General features: G+C 64.3%; 17 protein-coding genes. 6 read left to right on the forward strand and 11 right to left on the reverse strand.

Going from position 1 to position 14,391, the window contains the following annotated elements:
- Nucleotides 1-171 precede the first annotated feature (171 nt).
- The 4 genes from AC07Y9_RS04495 to AC07Y9_RS04510 form a co-directional block, all read right to left on the reverse strand.
- Nucleotides 172-1,422, reverse strand: coding sequence for an RNA polymerase sigma factor (locus AC07Y9_RS04495; protein WP_102678959.1), 1,251 nt, complete (start codon nucleotides 1,420-1,422; stop codon nucleotides 172-174).
- Nucleotides 1,422-1,913, reverse strand: coding sequence for an SRPBCC family protein (locus tag AC07Y9_RS04500; protein ID WP_053262329.1), 492 nt, complete (start codon nucleotides 1,911-1,913; stop codon nucleotides 1,422-1,424). Before AC07Y9_RS04500 ends, AC07Y9_RS04495 begins: the two co-directional genes overlap by 1 nt.
- 55 nt (nucleotides 1,914-1,968) lie before the next feature.
- Entirely contained in the window at nucleotides 1,969-2,313 is a 345-nt protein-coding gene (locus tag AC07Y9_RS04505; protein WP_007925146.1) for a YciI family protein, read from the reverse strand.
- 67 nt (nucleotides 2,314-2,380) lie between these two features.
- Nucleotides 2,381-2,815 carry a YybH family protein gene (locus AC07Y9_RS04510; protein ID WP_102678960.1) on the reverse strand — a complete coding sequence of 145 codons (435 nt, stop codon included), beginning with the start codon at nucleotides 2,813-2,815 and terminating at the stop codon, nucleotides 2,381-2,383.
- A 194-nt stretch (nucleotides 2,816-3,009) separates the two neighbouring features.
- Here AC07Y9_RS04510 and AC07Y9_RS04515 point away from each other — a divergent pair, with 194 nt between their 5' ends.
- Entirely contained in the window at nucleotides 3,010-3,495 is a 486-nt protein-coding gene (locus AC07Y9_RS04515) for a GNAT family N-acetyltransferase (protein ID WP_173679763.1), read from the forward strand.
- A 20-nt stretch (nucleotides 3,496-3,515) separates the two neighbouring features.
- On the forward strand, nucleotides 3,516-4,121 hold the full coding sequence (locus tag AC07Y9_RS04520; RefSeq protein WP_097134799.1) for a pyridoxamine 5'-phosphate oxidase family protein: 606 nt from the start codon (nucleotides 3,516-3,518) through the stop codon (nucleotides 4,119-4,121).
- 112 nt (nucleotides 4,122-4,233) lie between these two features.
- On the opposite strand, the gene AC07Y9_RS04525 is transcribed toward AC07Y9_RS04520, so the two are convergent.
- The 3 genes from AC07Y9_RS04525 to AC07Y9_RS04535 all read right to left on the reverse strand — a co-directional run bounded on the left by AC07Y9_RS04525 (nucleotide 4,234) and on the right by AC07Y9_RS04535 (nucleotide 6,268).
- Complete coding sequence (locus AC07Y9_RS04525; protein ID WP_062824923.1) at nucleotides 4,234-4,731, reverse strand: GNAT family N-acetyltransferase; 498 nt, start codon at nucleotides 4,729-4,731, stop codon at nucleotides 4,234-4,236.
- Between the two features lie 323 nt (nucleotides 4,732-5,054).
- The gene (locus tag AC07Y9_RS04530) at nucleotides 5,055-5,540 is read right to left on the reverse strand and encodes a GyrI-like domain-containing protein (protein WP_087090361.1); all 486 of its coding nucleotides are present in this window, start codon (nucleotides 5,538-5,540) and stop codon (nucleotides 5,055-5,057) included.
- Between the two features lie 65 nt (nucleotides 5,541-5,605).
- Complete coding sequence (locus AC07Y9_RS04535; protein ID WP_007925134.1) at nucleotides 5,606-6,268, reverse strand: LysE family translocator; 663 nt, start codon at nucleotides 6,266-6,268, stop codon at nucleotides 5,606-5,608.
- Between the two features lie 254 nt (nucleotides 6,269-6,522).
- Between AC07Y9_RS04535 and alaC the strand changes: the two genes are divergently transcribed.
- Complete coding sequence (alaC, locus tag AC07Y9_RS04540) at nucleotides 6,523-7,734, forward strand: alanine transaminase (protein ID WP_007925133.1); 1,212 nt, start codon at nucleotides 6,523-6,525, stop codon at nucleotides 7,732-7,734.
- A gap of 195 nt (nucleotides 7,735-7,929) precedes the next feature.
- Here the strand turns inward: alaC and AC07Y9_RS04545 are convergent, their stop codons facing one another.
- Entirely contained in the window at nucleotides 7,930-9,282 is a 1,353-nt protein-coding gene (locus tag AC07Y9_RS04545) for a GntP family permease (RefSeq protein ID WP_007925132.1), read from the reverse strand.
- A gap of 83 nt (nucleotides 9,283-9,365) precedes the next feature.
- A complete protein-coding gene (locus AC07Y9_RS04550; RefSeq protein ID WP_009045204.1) occupies nucleotides 9,366-9,899 on the reverse strand; it encodes a gluconokinase in 534 nt (177 codons plus the stop codon).
- 215 nt (nucleotides 9,900-10,114) lie between these two features.
- On the opposite strand from AC07Y9_RS04550, the gene gntR reads away from it, so the two are divergent.
- Nucleotides 10,115-11,146: an HTH-type transcriptional regulator GntR gene (gntR, locus tag AC07Y9_RS04555; protein ID WP_007925129.1), complete on the forward strand. Its 1,032-nt coding sequence runs from the start codon at nucleotides 10,115-10,117 to the stop codon at nucleotides 11,144-11,146.
- 7 nt (nucleotides 11,147-11,153) lie between these two features.
- Here gntR and AC07Y9_RS04560 read toward each other — a convergent pair whose 3' ends face one another.
- Nucleotides 11,154-11,771 carry a LysE family transporter gene (locus AC07Y9_RS04560; protein ID WP_007925126.1) on the reverse strand — a complete coding sequence of 206 codons (618 nt, stop codon included), beginning with the start codon at nucleotides 11,769-11,771 and terminating at the stop codon, nucleotides 11,154-11,156.
- A gap of 66 nt (nucleotides 11,772-11,837) precedes the next feature.
- On the opposite strand from AC07Y9_RS04560, the gene AC07Y9_RS04565 reads away from it, so the two are divergent.
- On the forward strand, nucleotides 11,838-12,797 hold the full coding sequence (locus AC07Y9_RS04565) for a LysR family transcriptional regulator (RefSeq protein ID WP_102678962.1): 960 nt from the start codon (nucleotides 11,838-11,840) through the stop codon (nucleotides 12,795-12,797).
- 10 nt (nucleotides 12,798-12,807) lie between these two features.
- Here the strand turns inward: AC07Y9_RS04565 and AC07Y9_RS04570 are convergent, their stop codons facing one another.
- A complete protein-coding gene (locus AC07Y9_RS04570) occupies nucleotides 12,808-13,731 on the reverse strand; it encodes a LysR family transcriptional regulator (protein ID WP_102678963.1) in 924 nt (307 codons plus the stop codon).
- A 149-nt stretch (nucleotides 13,732-13,880) separates the two neighbouring features.
- On the opposite strand from AC07Y9_RS04570, the gene AC07Y9_RS04575 reads away from it, so the two are divergent.
- A complete protein-coding gene (locus AC07Y9_RS04575; protein ID WP_009045208.1) occupies nucleotides 13,881-14,312 on the forward strand; it encodes a PACE efflux transporter in 432 nt (143 codons plus the stop codon).
- The last annotated feature ends 79 nt before the right edge of the window (nucleotides 14,313-14,391 follow it).

The following is a 14,391-nucleotide window of genomic DNA, read 5'->3' on the forward strand; positions in this document are numbered from 1 at the left end:
TGATCTGAAGAAAAGTGCATCGTTGCGACGTTTCCGGGGTCGCTCCCGGCCCCTGCTCGCGCCACAATCCCTGTAGCCGCTGCCGCAGGCTGCGATAAGGCCGAAGGCCTTCAACGATCGTCAATAGACCACGACCGCTCGGCCGACCGCAGTCTTCGGATCGGCAAGAGTTCAGAAGGTTTTCAGGGCTTCAAGCTTGTTCTCGATAAAACGCCGCTCCGGTTCCTGGCGGGTCAGTTCCAGGGCGCGCAGATAGGCTTCCCGCGCCGGCTCCACCCGGCCCAATTGCCGGCAGAACTCGGCCCGCGCCGAATGGGCCAGGTGGTAATCCTGCAACTCGCCCCGGGCCAGGATCGCCTCGACCCGCTCCAGGCCGGCCAGCGGCCCGTCCCGCTGGGCGATGGCGACCGCGCGGTTCAGTTCGATCACCGGCGAGGGCATGGCGCGCAACAGCACGTCATACAGACCGACGATCTGCTGCCAGTCGGTTTCCCCGGCGGTCGCCGCCTCGGCATGCACCGCGGCGATCGCCGCCTGCAGGCAGTACGGGCCGAAACGGCGGGTGCCCAGGGCGTGCTCCACCAGGGCGCAGCCTTCGGCGATCAGTTCGCGGTCCCACAGCGAGCGATCCTGCTCGTCCAGCAGCACCAGCTCCCCGGTGGCCGAGGTTCGCGCCAGGCGCCGCGACTCATGCAACAGCATCAAGGCCAGCAGGCCCATCACTTCGGGTTCCGGCAGCAGTTCCAGCAACAGACGGCCGAGGCGGATCGCCTCATGGGTCAGGTCTTCGCGGGTCAGCTCGGCGCCCATCGACGCCGAATAGCCTTCGTTGAATACCAGGTAAATCACCCGCAACACACTGTCCAGGCGCTCGGGCAGCTCGCCCAGGGACGGCACCTGATAAGGAATCCGTGCATCGCGGATCTTGGCCTTGGCGCGCACGATGCGCTGGGCGATGGTGGCCGGCGCCGAGAGAAAGGCCCGGGCGATTTCCTCGGTGGTCAGGTCGCAGATCTCCCGCAATGTCAGCGGCACCTGGGCGTCCGCCGCCAGCGCCGGGTGGCAGCAGGTGAAGATCAGGCGCAGGCGGTCGTCTTCCAGGTCTTCCTCGCTCCAGTCTGCCTGCTCCAGCTCTTCGAGCTGGCTGACCAGCGCCGCCTGGGACGCAGCGAAACGCGCCCGCCGACGCAAGCCGTCGATGGCCTTGAAACGCCCGGCCGACACCAGCCAGGCCCGCGGGTTGTCCGGTACGCCGTCGCGCTGCCAGCGCTCGACCGCGACGAAGAACGCCTCGTGCAAGGCTTCTTCGGCGAGGTCGAAATCCCCCAGCAGGCGAATCAGGGTCGCCAGGATCCGCCGCGACTCGTTGCGGTAGACCGTCTCCACCAGCGCCTTGACGCTGTCTTGCGTTGCCGTCGGCATCAGTCCGGCATGCCTCGGGTCACCAGGCTTTCCAGGCGATCCAGGCTCTGCCCCCAGCCCTCGTGAAAGCCCATGGCTTCATGGGCCTGGCGATCCTCTTCGCTCCAGTGCATGGCGCGGGCGGTGTAGAGGGTCTTGCCGTCCAGGTCGTCGAAGGTCACCTCGGCGCTCATGAAGGCCTTGCCCGAAGGAATCCAGCCCGGCAGGAAGGCATCGGTGAACACCAGCCGCCGCGGCGCGACGATCTCCAGGAACACGCCCATGGTCGGGTATTCGTTGCCGTCCGGGGCGCGCATCAGGGTGCGAAACTGGCCGCCGACCCACAGGTCCATTTCGCACTCCGGGGTGGTCATGCCGTGGGGTCCCCACCATTGCACCAGCAACTGCGGTTCGGTCCAGGCACGGAACAGCTTGCCGGGCGGCGCATCGATCAGGCGGCTGATGGACAACTCATATTGGGCGGGCGCACGGCCCACGCTGTGCTCGGTCATTGCGAAACTCCTGCTTATGCTTGTTTTTTCAGGGCTCGTTTTTCCAGGGTGGCGATCAGGGATTCAACTCACGCACCGGGCGCACCTCGACACTGCCGACCCGAGCCGCCGGGATGTTGCCGGCGACCTGGATGGCTTCGTTGAGGTCCTTGGCATCGATCAGGTAGAACCCGGCCAACTGTTCCTTGGTTTCGGCGAACGGGCCGTCGGTGATCGACAGCCGGCCGCCGCGCATACGCACCGTGGTCGCGGTCTGCACCGACTCCAGGGCCTCGGCGGCGAGCATCCGGCCGCTGCCTTGCACCGACTCGGCATACGCCATGCACTCGGCGTCCTTCGGGCTCTCCGGCAGGCTGTGCAACAGCTGTTCGTCGCTGTAGACCAGGCATAGGTATTTCATGGGGCTCTCCTCGATCGAGCTGATCAACTATGGCTGCAGTTTCAGGCTTTGGCGAAAAACCCGACGATCAGGGTTGCAGGTCGAACAATGCGGTACCGCTCTGCATGTCGAACGGCGCCGACCAGTGTTCGTGGACCACTTTCCACTGGCCGCCCAGGCGCTGGTAACCGGCGGTCACGCGCATCCAGCAGGCCTTGGTCTCGCCCTTGTCGTCGGTGCCGCCGCAGTGGGCCAGCCAGTGGGCGAAGGCGCTGTCGCTAGCGCCGACAATGTGCAGTTGCTCGAAGTCGAAGATGCCCGGGCCGGGGCAGAACTCCATGCAGGCCTTCCAGTGCGCGCGGTAGGCTTGCTTGCCCTTGAATTGCAACGCGGCCACGGCGTCGAACGCGATGATGTCGTCGGCGTAATAGCTGACGATGCGCTCGATGTCCTTGGCCATCACGGCCTGGCGCCAGGCGTCGATCAGGCTGCGGATTTCGCTTTCGGTGGTTTGGGCGTTCATGGCGATTCTCCTTGCGATTGAGTGATACGGGCTCAAGGTGGCCGCCGCAGGCGACCGTTAAATCGTGAAGACACCCTTAGTCGTCTGGCCGCCCGCTCAATCGACAGGGCCAGGAAAAAAAACCGGAACCCTGGGCAAAATCGCTAGAATCGCCACTTACCCAGCCCCCTCAGTGCCCGGATATGGACAGCCCAGTGACCACCCGACTCGTGCCCTACGAACAGCTCGACGCCAGGCAATTGCAGCAGCTCGACGCGCTCGAAGTGCACCCGCGGCAGAAGCATTATTCCGGCGATATCTACACCGCGCTGCATACCCTGCTCAAGGCGCCGGAGCCCGGGATCAAGGGCTTCGCCCTGTTGGCCGACGAGGTCCCGGTGGCCTTCCTGCTGCTCAAGCGCCCGCCGTTCCTGCCCCATTGGGCCGACCCCGACACCGCCACCCTGCATGCCTTGCAGGTCGATCAGCGGGTCCAGGGCCAGGGCTACGGCCGGGCCTGCCTGCAAGCCCTGCCCGCCGCCGCGCGCCAGGCGTGGCCAGAAATCAAGGGGCTGATGCTGTCGGTGGACACGGACAATGCAGCGGCCTTCAGCCTCTATCTGAAGCAAGGCTGGGTCGACAGCGGCGAGGCCTACAGGGGCCGCATCGGCTATGAACGCCGTCTGGTCCTGATGTTCTGAAATTACCCAGGAGAAGCATGATGCTGACCACCCTCGAGCAACTGGAAGCAATCTACGGCCAGCCCATTGAGCGGGCCGTGCGCAAGGAAATCCCCTTCCTCAACCCGGACTACCAGGCCATGGTGCGCGCCTCGCCGCTGGTGATCCTGAGCACCAGCGGCCCAGGCGGCATGGACGGCTCGCCCCGCGGCGATACCCCGGGTTTCGTGCGGATCATCGACGAGCGCACCCTGGCCCTGCCCGACCGCCCAGGCAACAACCGCATCGACAGCCTGCGCAATATCGTCAGCGACCCGCGGGTGGCCCTGCTGTTCATCATTCCGGGCATCGGCGAGACCCTGCGGGTCAATGGCCGGGCGCGGATCTCGGCCGAGCCGGCGCTGCTGGACAGCTTCGCGGTGAATGGCAAGCCGGCGCGCACGGTGATCCTGGTAGACGTCGAGGCGGCCTACTTCCACTGCTCCAAGGCCATCGTGCGCTCCGACCTGTGGAACCCCGAGCACTACCTGGAACGCTCGGCCCTGCCCTCGGCCGGCGCCATCCTCAAGCGCCTCTGCGACGGCCAGTTCGACGCCGACCGCTACGACCGGGAGATGCCGGAACGGGTGCAGAACAGCCTGTATTGAAGGCTTTGTAGGAGCGAAGATTGCTCGCGATGAAGGTTGACGCGGTACATCGGCCAGACCGCGGCGCCCTTTTCGCGGGCAAGCCTGGCTCCTGCGCCGTGGCGTTACGACCTCACAGTTTCAGCACCATCTCGTGCCAGGCCATGCCGCCATGGTCCGACGCCGAAGCCTTGAGGTAGACGAAGCCGAAGCGCTCGTACAAGGGCACATGCCGCTCCTTGCACATCAGGTTGATGCTGGCCTTGCCCAGGCCGCGCATGCGCTCGATAAAGGCCTCCAGCAGACGCCGGGAAACACCCTGGCCCTGATAGTCCGGATGCACCACCACCGACATGATCACCACATGGGGCCCGGCCGGGTCGTGGCCGATCAGTTCCTTGAAGGCCTCGTCGGCCATCTCCACCTCGAAGGCCGCCCCGGAATTGATGAAGCCGGCCACCACGCCCTCCACTTCGGCGACGATGAAGCCCTCGGGCCAGGTGGCGATGCGGGTGGCGATCTTTTCCCGAGTGGCGGCTTCGTCGCCTTCATAGGCCAGGGTTTCGATGGCGAAGCAGCGGTCCAGGTCAGCGGCGGCGACTTGACGGATCAACAGGCTGGATAAGGTCATGGGGAACAGATCGGCTATGGGAAATGCCGCCGATCATAAAGTAATAAGGCTTGCATATCGAATGACGGCAAGCCCGTAAAACCTGCGTAGAGTCGCTGTCATCCGCGCGCCGACCGGGTTATTTATCAGGCCTCAATCAATCCCATCCTGGTCGAGTACGGAAGTCGCCATGAGCAATGTTCAGATCGGTTTGCTGGTGCTGTTCGGTATCAGTGCGTTCGGTTTTGTCACCCTGTCCATCGACCTGTGGCGCGCCCGCCGGCCGAACAAAGGCAAATGACCGGGCCCAACGCGGGCCCGGCCGGTACTCGCGGCGCGGCTCACTACTCCTTGAGCGGCAGCCAGATTTCCAGCACGCCCTGGCCGGTGTCGGGGTTGAAGTCGGCGCTGTAGCGTTCGAATTCCGGCGCATCGGCGGCTTCGCGCCCGGACTGCGGCAGCCAGGTTTTCCAGATGTACTGGAAGGTCTGCGGCAGGCTCGCAAGCGGCCCCTGGTGCTCAAACACCGCGTAGTGCTGCGGCGGCACCTCGACCCAGCGGTACAGCTCGGGCAAATCGTCGAGTTTGCTGATCTCGACCCCGGCGATGTATTCGAACCCGCCCTTGCCGTCGGGGTTGCAGCAGAGGCCGTAGGTCTCCTCCCCGACCTGGCCGGGAACCTTGCCGATATGGGGAATGAAGCGTTCCCAGAGTTCAGGAATGCCCTGCGTCGTCTCGGGAGTGAAACGCCCGCCCAGACCGGCGATCAGCAGAAAGCGCCCCTTCTCGAAACGCGGCACCGGCCCGCCGACCTGTTTTTGCTCATCCATGATGCGACTCCTGCCTGAAAAATGGGTTCGGCAGGGAGTATAGAGGCCAAACCCGAATCGCTGGGTCAGAGCGCGGGAAGCTCCGCGACCGCCGCGCCGACGATGAACTCCTGGTAACCGGACAGGATCACGTAGACCGCGAAATAGCAGAAGATCGCCGCAGATGCCAGGTAGGAGTAGCGCAACAATTTGTCGCCCAGCAGCTTGCCGCCCTGGGTCGCGGCAAAGCACAGGCCCACGACCCAGGCCAGCCCGGCGCAGAAGAAGCCGCTGAGGAACAGCCCGGAACTGAGCAGGTCACCACCACCGGAACGGGCAATCAGGGTACCGCCCACCGCGGCGAACCAGAGGATCGCGCTGGGAGACGACATGGCCAGGAAAATGCCGCGGAAAAACTCCTTGCGCGGCGAACCGTTGTCCACCTCCCCGGCCTCGGCCAGCACCGCGCTGTGGTGGATCGCCGAATAGATCATCTTCGCCGCGAAGTACACCAGCAGCGCCGAGCCGCCGATCCACAATACCCAGCGCACCGCTTCGTACTGCAGCAGCACGGTCATCCCGGCCAGCGCCAGCACGGCGTAGACCAGGTCACCGACACAGGTGCCCAGGCCCAGGCAGAAACCCTGGAAATAACCACGCTGCATGGCCAGGGTAATCATCGCGATATTGGCCACGCCTATGTCCAGGCACAGCGAAAGGCTCAGCAGAAAGCCGCTGGTAAACTCCATCATTCATCCTGTTCGATGCGGTTGTTCGAGTGGGGGGTATTTAACGCGGGAGGGCCCGGCAAACACAATGCGCGGGCTGCGAATCCAGCCAGCATGATGCAAATCCCTGTCCAGGCAACGCCGCTGCCGGCAAAAAATAGTTGCCGCGCCCCTCTGGACAGCCTGGCGCCACAGCCCTTATCGTCTGCCCCCAGGCCACCGCAGTGGCCGACGTCGCTCGGACGGTTCCGGGCGCTCACGTACTCGAGGCAACAATGGCCGAACAAGGTTCGCCGCGCCGCTTTGCGCGCATAGATCGACTCCCCCCCTATGTATTCAATATCACTGCCGAGCTGAAGATGGCTGCGCGTCGGCGCGGCGAAGACATCATCGACTTGAGCATGGGTAACCCCGACGGTGCGACTCCGCCGCACATCGTCGAGAAACTGGTCACCGTCGCCCAGCGCGAAGACACCCACGGCTACTCCACCTCCAAGGGTATTCCGCGTCTGCGCCGAGCCATTTCGCGCTGGTACAAGGATCGCTACGAGGTCGATATCGACCCGGAAAGCGAAGCCATCGTCACCATCGGCTCCAAGGAAGGCCTGGCGCACCTGATGCTCGCCACCCTGGACCAGGGCGACACCGTGCTGGTGCCCAACCCCAGCTACCCGATTCACATTTACGGTGCGGTGATCGCCGGCGCCCAGGTGCGTTCGGTGCCGCTGGTGCCGGGCGTGGACTTCTTCGATGAGCTGGAGCGGGCCATCCGCGGCTCGATCCCGAAACCGAAGATGATGATCCTCGGCTTCCCATCCAACCCTACCGCGCAGTGCGTCGAGCTGGACTTCTTCGAACGGGTGATCGCCCTGGCCAAGCAGTACGACGTGCTGGTGATCCACGACCTGGCCTACGCCGACATCGTCTACGACGGCTGGAAAGCCCCGTCGATCATGCAGGTGCCGGGCGCCAAGGACATCGCGGTGGAGTTCTTCACCCTGTCCAAGAGCTACAACATGGCCGGCTGGCGCATCGGCTTCATGGTCGGCAACCCGGAGCTGGTCAGTGCCCTGGCGCGGATCAAGAGCTACCACGACTACGGCACTTTCACCCCGCTGCAGGTGGCGGCCATCGCCGCGCTGGAAGGCGACCAGCAGTGCGTGAAAGACATCGCCGAACAGTACCGCCAGCGCCGCAATGTGCTGGTCAAGGGCCTGCATGAGCTGGGCTGGATGGTCGAGAACCCCAAGGCCTCGATGTACGTCTGGGCGAAGATTCCCGAGGCCTACGCGCACCTGGGCTCGCTGGAGTTCGCCAAGAAGCTGCTGGCCGAGGCCAAGGTCTGCGTTTCGCCAGGGGTGGGTTTCGGTGAGTACGGCGACGACCATGTGCGCTTCGCCCTGATCGAAAACCAGGACCGTATCCGCCAGGCCGTGCGCGGCATCCGCGGCATGTTCCGCGCCGATGGCCTGGTGCAGAAAGGCTGATCCGCGTCGCCCTATAAGCAGGCACAAAAAAACCGCATCGCTGCGGTTTTTTTGTGTCCGGCTAATAACCAGCCGACATGATCCTGTAGCCGCTGCCGCAGGCTGCGATAAGGACCGAAGGGCCTTCAGCGATTGCAAGATCGCTACGGCCGTACCGGCCGATCGCAGCCTTCGGCAGCGGCTACAGGGCTCGGGTCAGACCACCAGCGACAGCAGCAGGATGAAGATCAGGCCCACCACCGAGAGGATGGTTTCCATCGCGGTCCAGGTCTTGAAGGTTTCCGCCACGGTCATGTTGAAGTACTGCTTCACCAGCCAGAAACCGGCGTCGTTGACGTGGGACAGGATCAGCGAGCCGGCACCGGTGGCCAGCACCAGCAGCTCGCGATTGACCCCAGGGATCATGCCGACCACCGGTACCACGATGCCCGCGCCGGTGATGGTCGCCACGGTCGCCGAACCGGTGGCGATCCGGATCACCGCCGCCACCAGCCACGCCAACAGGATCGGCGAGATCTGCGCGTTGACCGCCATGTGGCCGATCACGTCACCCACGCCGCTGGTCACCAGCATCTGCTTGAAGCCACCGCCGGCACCGATGATCAGGATGATCGCCGCGGTCGGCGCCAGGCTGGCGTCGAGCAGCTTGAGGATCTGCTTGGAGCCGATGCCCTGGCGCGAACCGAAGGTATAGAGCGACAGCAGCAAGGCCAGCAGCAGCGCGCTGATCGGGTGACCGATCATGTCCATCCAGATACGGAAGAAATGCCCGTCCGGGAAGGCCACGTCGGCGAAGGTCTTGAGCAGCATCAGGAACACCGGCAGCAGCACGGTCAGCAGGGTCACGCTGAAGCTCGGCAGGTTGGCCGAGGTGTTTTCGCGCGCCAGCTGGTCCACCAGTTCCTGGTTCGGATGACCCGGGATGTGCTTGGCGATGAAGGTACCGTAGATCGGACCGGCGATGATCGCGGTCGGCAGGGCCACGATCAGGCCGTAGAGAATAGTCTTGCCGATGTCGGCGCCGAACACGCCAATGGCCAGCAGCGGGCCCGGATGCGGCGGCACCAGGCCGTGCACCGCGGACAGGCCGGCCAGCAGCGGGATGCCGATCTTGATGATCGACACGCCGGTGCGCCGGGCGACGATGAACACCAGCGGGATCAGCAGCACGAAGCCGATCTCGAAGAACAGCGGGATGCCCACCAGGAAGGCGGCGAACATCATCGCCCACTGCACCCGCTCCTTGCCGAAAGAGCGGATCAGGGTTTGGGCGATCTGATCCGCGCCGCCGGATTCGGCCATCATTTTGCCGAGCATGGTGCCCAGCGCGAGGATGATCCCGACGAAACCGAGTACCCCACCGAAGCCGTCCTGGAACGCCTTGATGATCTTGTCCACCGGCATGCCCGACGTCAGGCCGAGGAAACCCGCGGCGATGGTCAGGGCGATGAAGGGATGCAGCTTGAATCGGGTGATCAGCACGATCAGCCCGATAATGGTGACCACTGCGTCTACCAGCAGATAGGTCTCTTGGGACATGCCAAACATGGGGTTGCCTCCGGTTTGTTGTTTTTATTCAAGCGTTAAAAACGTGAGCCGAGTGGGATAGCGCTATCTAGGTGAGCCGAAGCTTATCGGGGTGAGTCCAGCCCGTGCTCCAGCCACCAGCCATGGGCCTGTTCGGCCAGCCGGTCAACGCTGTGGATGGTGGCGTCCAATGCCAGGGTCAGGGGTTCGCCCACGGGAGATTCGAGGGTGGCGAACTGACTGTCGATCAGGGTCGAAGGCATGAAATGCCCCGGACGGTGGGCCACGCGATCGGCGGCCACTTGTGGTGTCAATTGCAGGAAAACGAAGCCCAGGCCGGGCGTGGCGCTGCGCAGGCGGTCGCGGTACTTGCGCTTGAGCGCCGAGCAGGTCAGCACCGGACGTTGTCCGGCGGCCAGGGCGCGACGCAACTCGTCGCACAGGCTGTCGAGCCAGCCGGCACGGTCGTCGTCGTTCAGGGGAATACCGGCACTCATCTTGGCGATATTGGCGGCAGGGTGGAACGTATCGCCTTCAATGGCCGTGGCGCCGCTGCGCTGGCACAGCGCTTCACTGACGCTGGACTTGCCGCAGCCGGCAACGCCCATGATGACCAGGGCGGTGATGGGTTGACTCATGAAACACCTCAGCGCGCAGACAGCGCTACCTTCGCTCTTCGAGACTCTAGTGCAAAAATAGTTTCTGCCGACGCCTTCTTGTCATTTTTGTGGGTTGCCGCGTATATAGGCCGCGAAACCAAAGAGTGCGGGTCAGGCCGACCGCGCTCACGCATTGCAGCTGTTTCGAGACAGCGCTACCTTAGTGACTTGAATTTTGTTTGGCAAGCCGTCTGATGACCTCCTCCAAGAACGATAAAAATACCCGCACCACGGGGCGCCCGACCCTCAACGAAGTCGCGCGCCTGGCCGGCGTCAGCCCGATCACCGCCTCGCGAGCGCTGCGCGGCATCGACACGGTGGCCACCGAACTGGTGGAAAAGGTGCAGAAGGCCGCCCGCGAACTCAACTACGTGGTCAACCCCGCCGCCCGCGCCCTGGCCTCGGCCCAGAGCCATTCGGTGGTGGTGCTGGTGCCGTCGCTGTCCAACCTGCTGTTCATCGATACCCTGGAAGCCATTCATCAGGTTCTGCGCCCCAAGGGCTTCGAAGTGCTGATCGGCAACTTCCACTATTCCCCCGACGAAGAAGAAAACCTGCTGCGCAACTACATGGCCTACCAGCCCCGCGGCCTGCTGCTGACCGGCTTCGACCGGACCGAAAGCGCCCGACGGATGGTCGAAGCCAGCAACGTTCCCTGCGTCTACATGATGGACCTCAACCCCGAGGCCGGCCTGAACTGCGTGGGCTTCTCCCAGCACAACGCCGGGGAAACCGCCGCCGAGCACCTGATCTCCCGCGGGCGCAAGCGCCTGGCCTATATCGGTGCCCAGCTCGACCAGCGCACCCTGATGCGCGGCGAAGGTTTCCGCCGCGGCCTGGAGAAAGCCGGCCTCTACGACCCGAAACTGGAAGTCCTCACCCCGCGCCCCTCGTCGGTGGGCCTGGGCGGCGAACTCTTCCTGCAGTTGATGCACAGCCACCCGGACGTGGACGCGATCTTCTTCGGCAACGACGACCTGGCCCACGGCGCCCTGCTGGAAGCCATGCGTTGCGGCATCAGGATCCCCGAGCAAGTGGCGGTGATGGGCTTCAACGACCTGCCCGCCTCGGCGCACATGGTGCCGCGCCTGAGCAGCATCAGCACCCCGCGCGAAGCCATCGGCCGCCGCGCCGCGGAACAACTGCTGACCCTGATGGCCGGCAACAGCGTGGCCAAGCCGGTGGTGGACATGGGCTTCGAGCTGATGGTGCGCGAGAGCACCTGAGCCGCGTTCAGGAACGCAGGCTCAGGGCGCTGAGCAGCACGCCGAAGCCCACCAGCAGAACGCCGAACAACTGGTCGATACGCCGTTTGTAAGCCATGAGCCGGGCCCGGATGCCCGGCGCCGAAAAGAACAGCGCCACCGCCACGAACCACAGCACATGGGCCAGGACAATGATCGCGCCATAGCCGATCTGCACACCCGGCGCGGTACCTGGCTGCATCACCTGCATGAACAGGCTGACCACGAAAATCATAGTCTTGGGGTTCAGCGCATTGGTCAAAAACCCCGTACGCAATGCCACCCACGCCGAGACCCGCGGCGCATCGACCGCTACCTCTTCCTCGACCGCACGGCTGCGCAGCATGCCGATACCGAGATAAACCAGGTACAGCGCCCCGGCGATTTTCAGCACGCTGAACAGCAGCAGCGATTCCTTGACCAGCAGGCCAACGCCCAACAGCGTGTAGCCAATATGCAGCATCACTCCGAGCCCGATCCCCAGCGCCGTGAACACCCCATGCCGACGCGACAGCACCAGGCTGTTACGCGTGACCATGGCGAAATCCGGCCCCGGGCTGAGCACCGCGAGGATGGTGATGGTGATTACTACTAACAGTTCAGTCATTTTCAAGCGCCTTCGCTATAGAATCCGGCCCATACTTTATGGGCACGAACCGTCACAGAGCGAACGATGAAAACTGACATTCCCGGTGATAAAAACTCACAGACAACCCATCGCCGCCTGCCACCCCTGAGCGCCCTGCGCTGTTTCGAGGCCGCCGCTCGCCTGGAAAGCTTCACCCGCGCCGGCGAAGCCCTGCACCTGACCCACGGCGCCATCAGCCGTGCCGTCCGGACCCTGGAAGAAGACCTCGGCACACGGCTGTTCGAGCGTCGCAGCCATCGGGTCTTTCTCACCGAAGCTGGCCGCGAATTGCTGCACAGCGTGGAGCATGCCTTCGACCTGATCGACGCCGCCGCCCGCAAACTGCGAACGCCCGACAAGGCTGCGGCCCTGGTGCTGTCCTGCGAACCGACCCTGCTGATGCGCTGGCTGATTCCACGGATCCCGGCCTTCTTCGCCGCTCATCCGGATATCCCCCTGCAACTGGTGGCCGGCGGCGGACCCTTCGCCTTTGCTCAAGGCATCGACCTGGCGATCCGCCGCAACGACTTTCCCTGGCCGCCCCACACCCATGCGCAGTGGCTGTTCGATGAAGCCATCGGCCCGGTGTGTCGCCCGGACCAGGCCGTCGGCTGGACCCGCGACGCAAGCGGCAGAGTGCGGCTATCGGATACGGCGCCACGCCTGCACAGCGCGACCCGGGCAGCGGCCTGGGAGCAATGGATGACCCTCAAGGGAATGCAACAGGCGCCGGGCACGGAGCAGGTCTTCGAGCATTTCTACTTCAGCCTGCAAGCGGCGGTGGCTGGGTTGGGGCTGGCCATCGCGCCCTGGCAACTGGTACGCGACGACCTGGAGTCGGGCCTGCTGGTCGCGCCTTTCGGTTTTATCGCCGACGGCAGCGCCTACTACCTGTTGTCGCCCGAGACAGTCGACCCAGACTCGCCCGTCGCCCGCTTGCTCGACTGGCTGCGTCACCAGGCGCTGGGCAGCGAGCAGCACGACGCCACCCGTCCGGCCCCATAAGCGGACAGGCTTACGGCCTCCCCTCGGCATGAACCTCAGGGGCCAGCGCCGGGTCCTGCCCACCCAGCAACTGCACAAAAGCCTGGGCGGCCTTTTGCAGGGGCTGGTTCTTCAGCCATACCGCGTGCACCGGCAGCAGCAGGCCGTTGTCGATGTTCTTGAAGGTCAGGCGCTTGAGCCGCCCGGCCTTGAGCAAGGGCGCGATCACCGACAGCGGGAAATTGCCCCAGCCAATGCCGGACTCGACCATGTCCAGGGCCATGGCCAGGCTGTCGGTGCGCCAGTAGGACTCGGCGATCAGTGGCCGGGTGTCGCGGATCGGCAGGTCGCGGCTGGCAACCACCACCTGACGCACGTTGACCAGCTCTTCCAGATAGAGGGTGGCGTCCGGCGCCTCGGGCAAGGGATGGCGCGCGGAAATGCAGGCGATCATCCGCTCGCTGCCGACGTACTGGAAATACTCCAGCACGTTCAGGCTGAGCCCGGCGAAGGCCACGCCGACCGCGATCCGGCCAGTGTGCAGCAGTTGCAACAGATCGTCCTGGGGCGCGCTCAGCACCTCGATGTCGAGCAACGGATGACGCTCGGCGATCAGCTTGATCGCCGCCAGCACCCGGGACTTGTCGATGTCCTCGACCACGCCGATGGACAGCCGGCTTTCCAGCCCCAGGGACAACTCCACCGCATGCACCTGCAGGTGCTTGAGCTGCTCGGCGATCAGCCGCGCGTGGGGCGCCAGGGCATTGGCCATGGCGGTGGGCACCGGCTCGCGATGGCTGCGATCGAACAGGGGATAGCCCAGCTCCGCCTCAAGGTTGGCGATACCCATGCTCACCGCCGAAGGCACCTTACCCAGGGCCCGGGCCGCCGCGGAAAACGAACCGCGCTCGAGCACGGCGAGAAACAACTGGATGCTGTCGCTGGAGAAATTCATGCAGACGCCTGTCTAGAATGTCGACCTATCAGTAAACCTGAAAGCTACTGACTTTTTCTGTCAGACACATTGAAGCTATCTTGCACCGCATTCGCCAGCCCTTCCTGCAAAAGGAGCGGCCCGGGCCAACGAACGCGGAGGAAAAAAGCATGCAAGGCATCAAGCGCAAACTGGTTTACGTGTCACTGTTCGAGGTGTTCGGCATGACCTTCTCGGCCCTGGGCCTGGCCTTGCTGTCCGGCACCTCGCCGAGCAGCACCGGCCCGCTGGCGGTGGTGATCACCAGCATCGCGGTGACCTGGAACTTCATCTACACCAGCCTGTTCGAGCGTTGGGAAAGCCGCCAGGTCTCGCGGACCCGCACGGTCAAGCGGCGGATCGCCCATGCCGTGGGTTTCCAGCTGACGCTGATCCTGTTCCTGATTCCGCTGATCGCCTGGTGGATGCACATCAGCCTGGTGCAGGCCTTCCTGCTGGACCTGGCGCTGATCCTGTTCATCCCCTGCTACACCTTCGTCTTCAACTGGCTGTTCGACCGGGTCTTTGGCCTGCCGGCGTCGGCGCTGCCGGACCCGGTCTGAGGTCACAGTGCAAATCGGCATCGCCCAAGAGCGGCGCCGCTGTTAAATTTCCAGGGCCCTCCACCCGCCAAGGAAAGCT

It is taken from the genome of Pseudomonas sp. GW456-L12 (assembly GCF_059424045.1).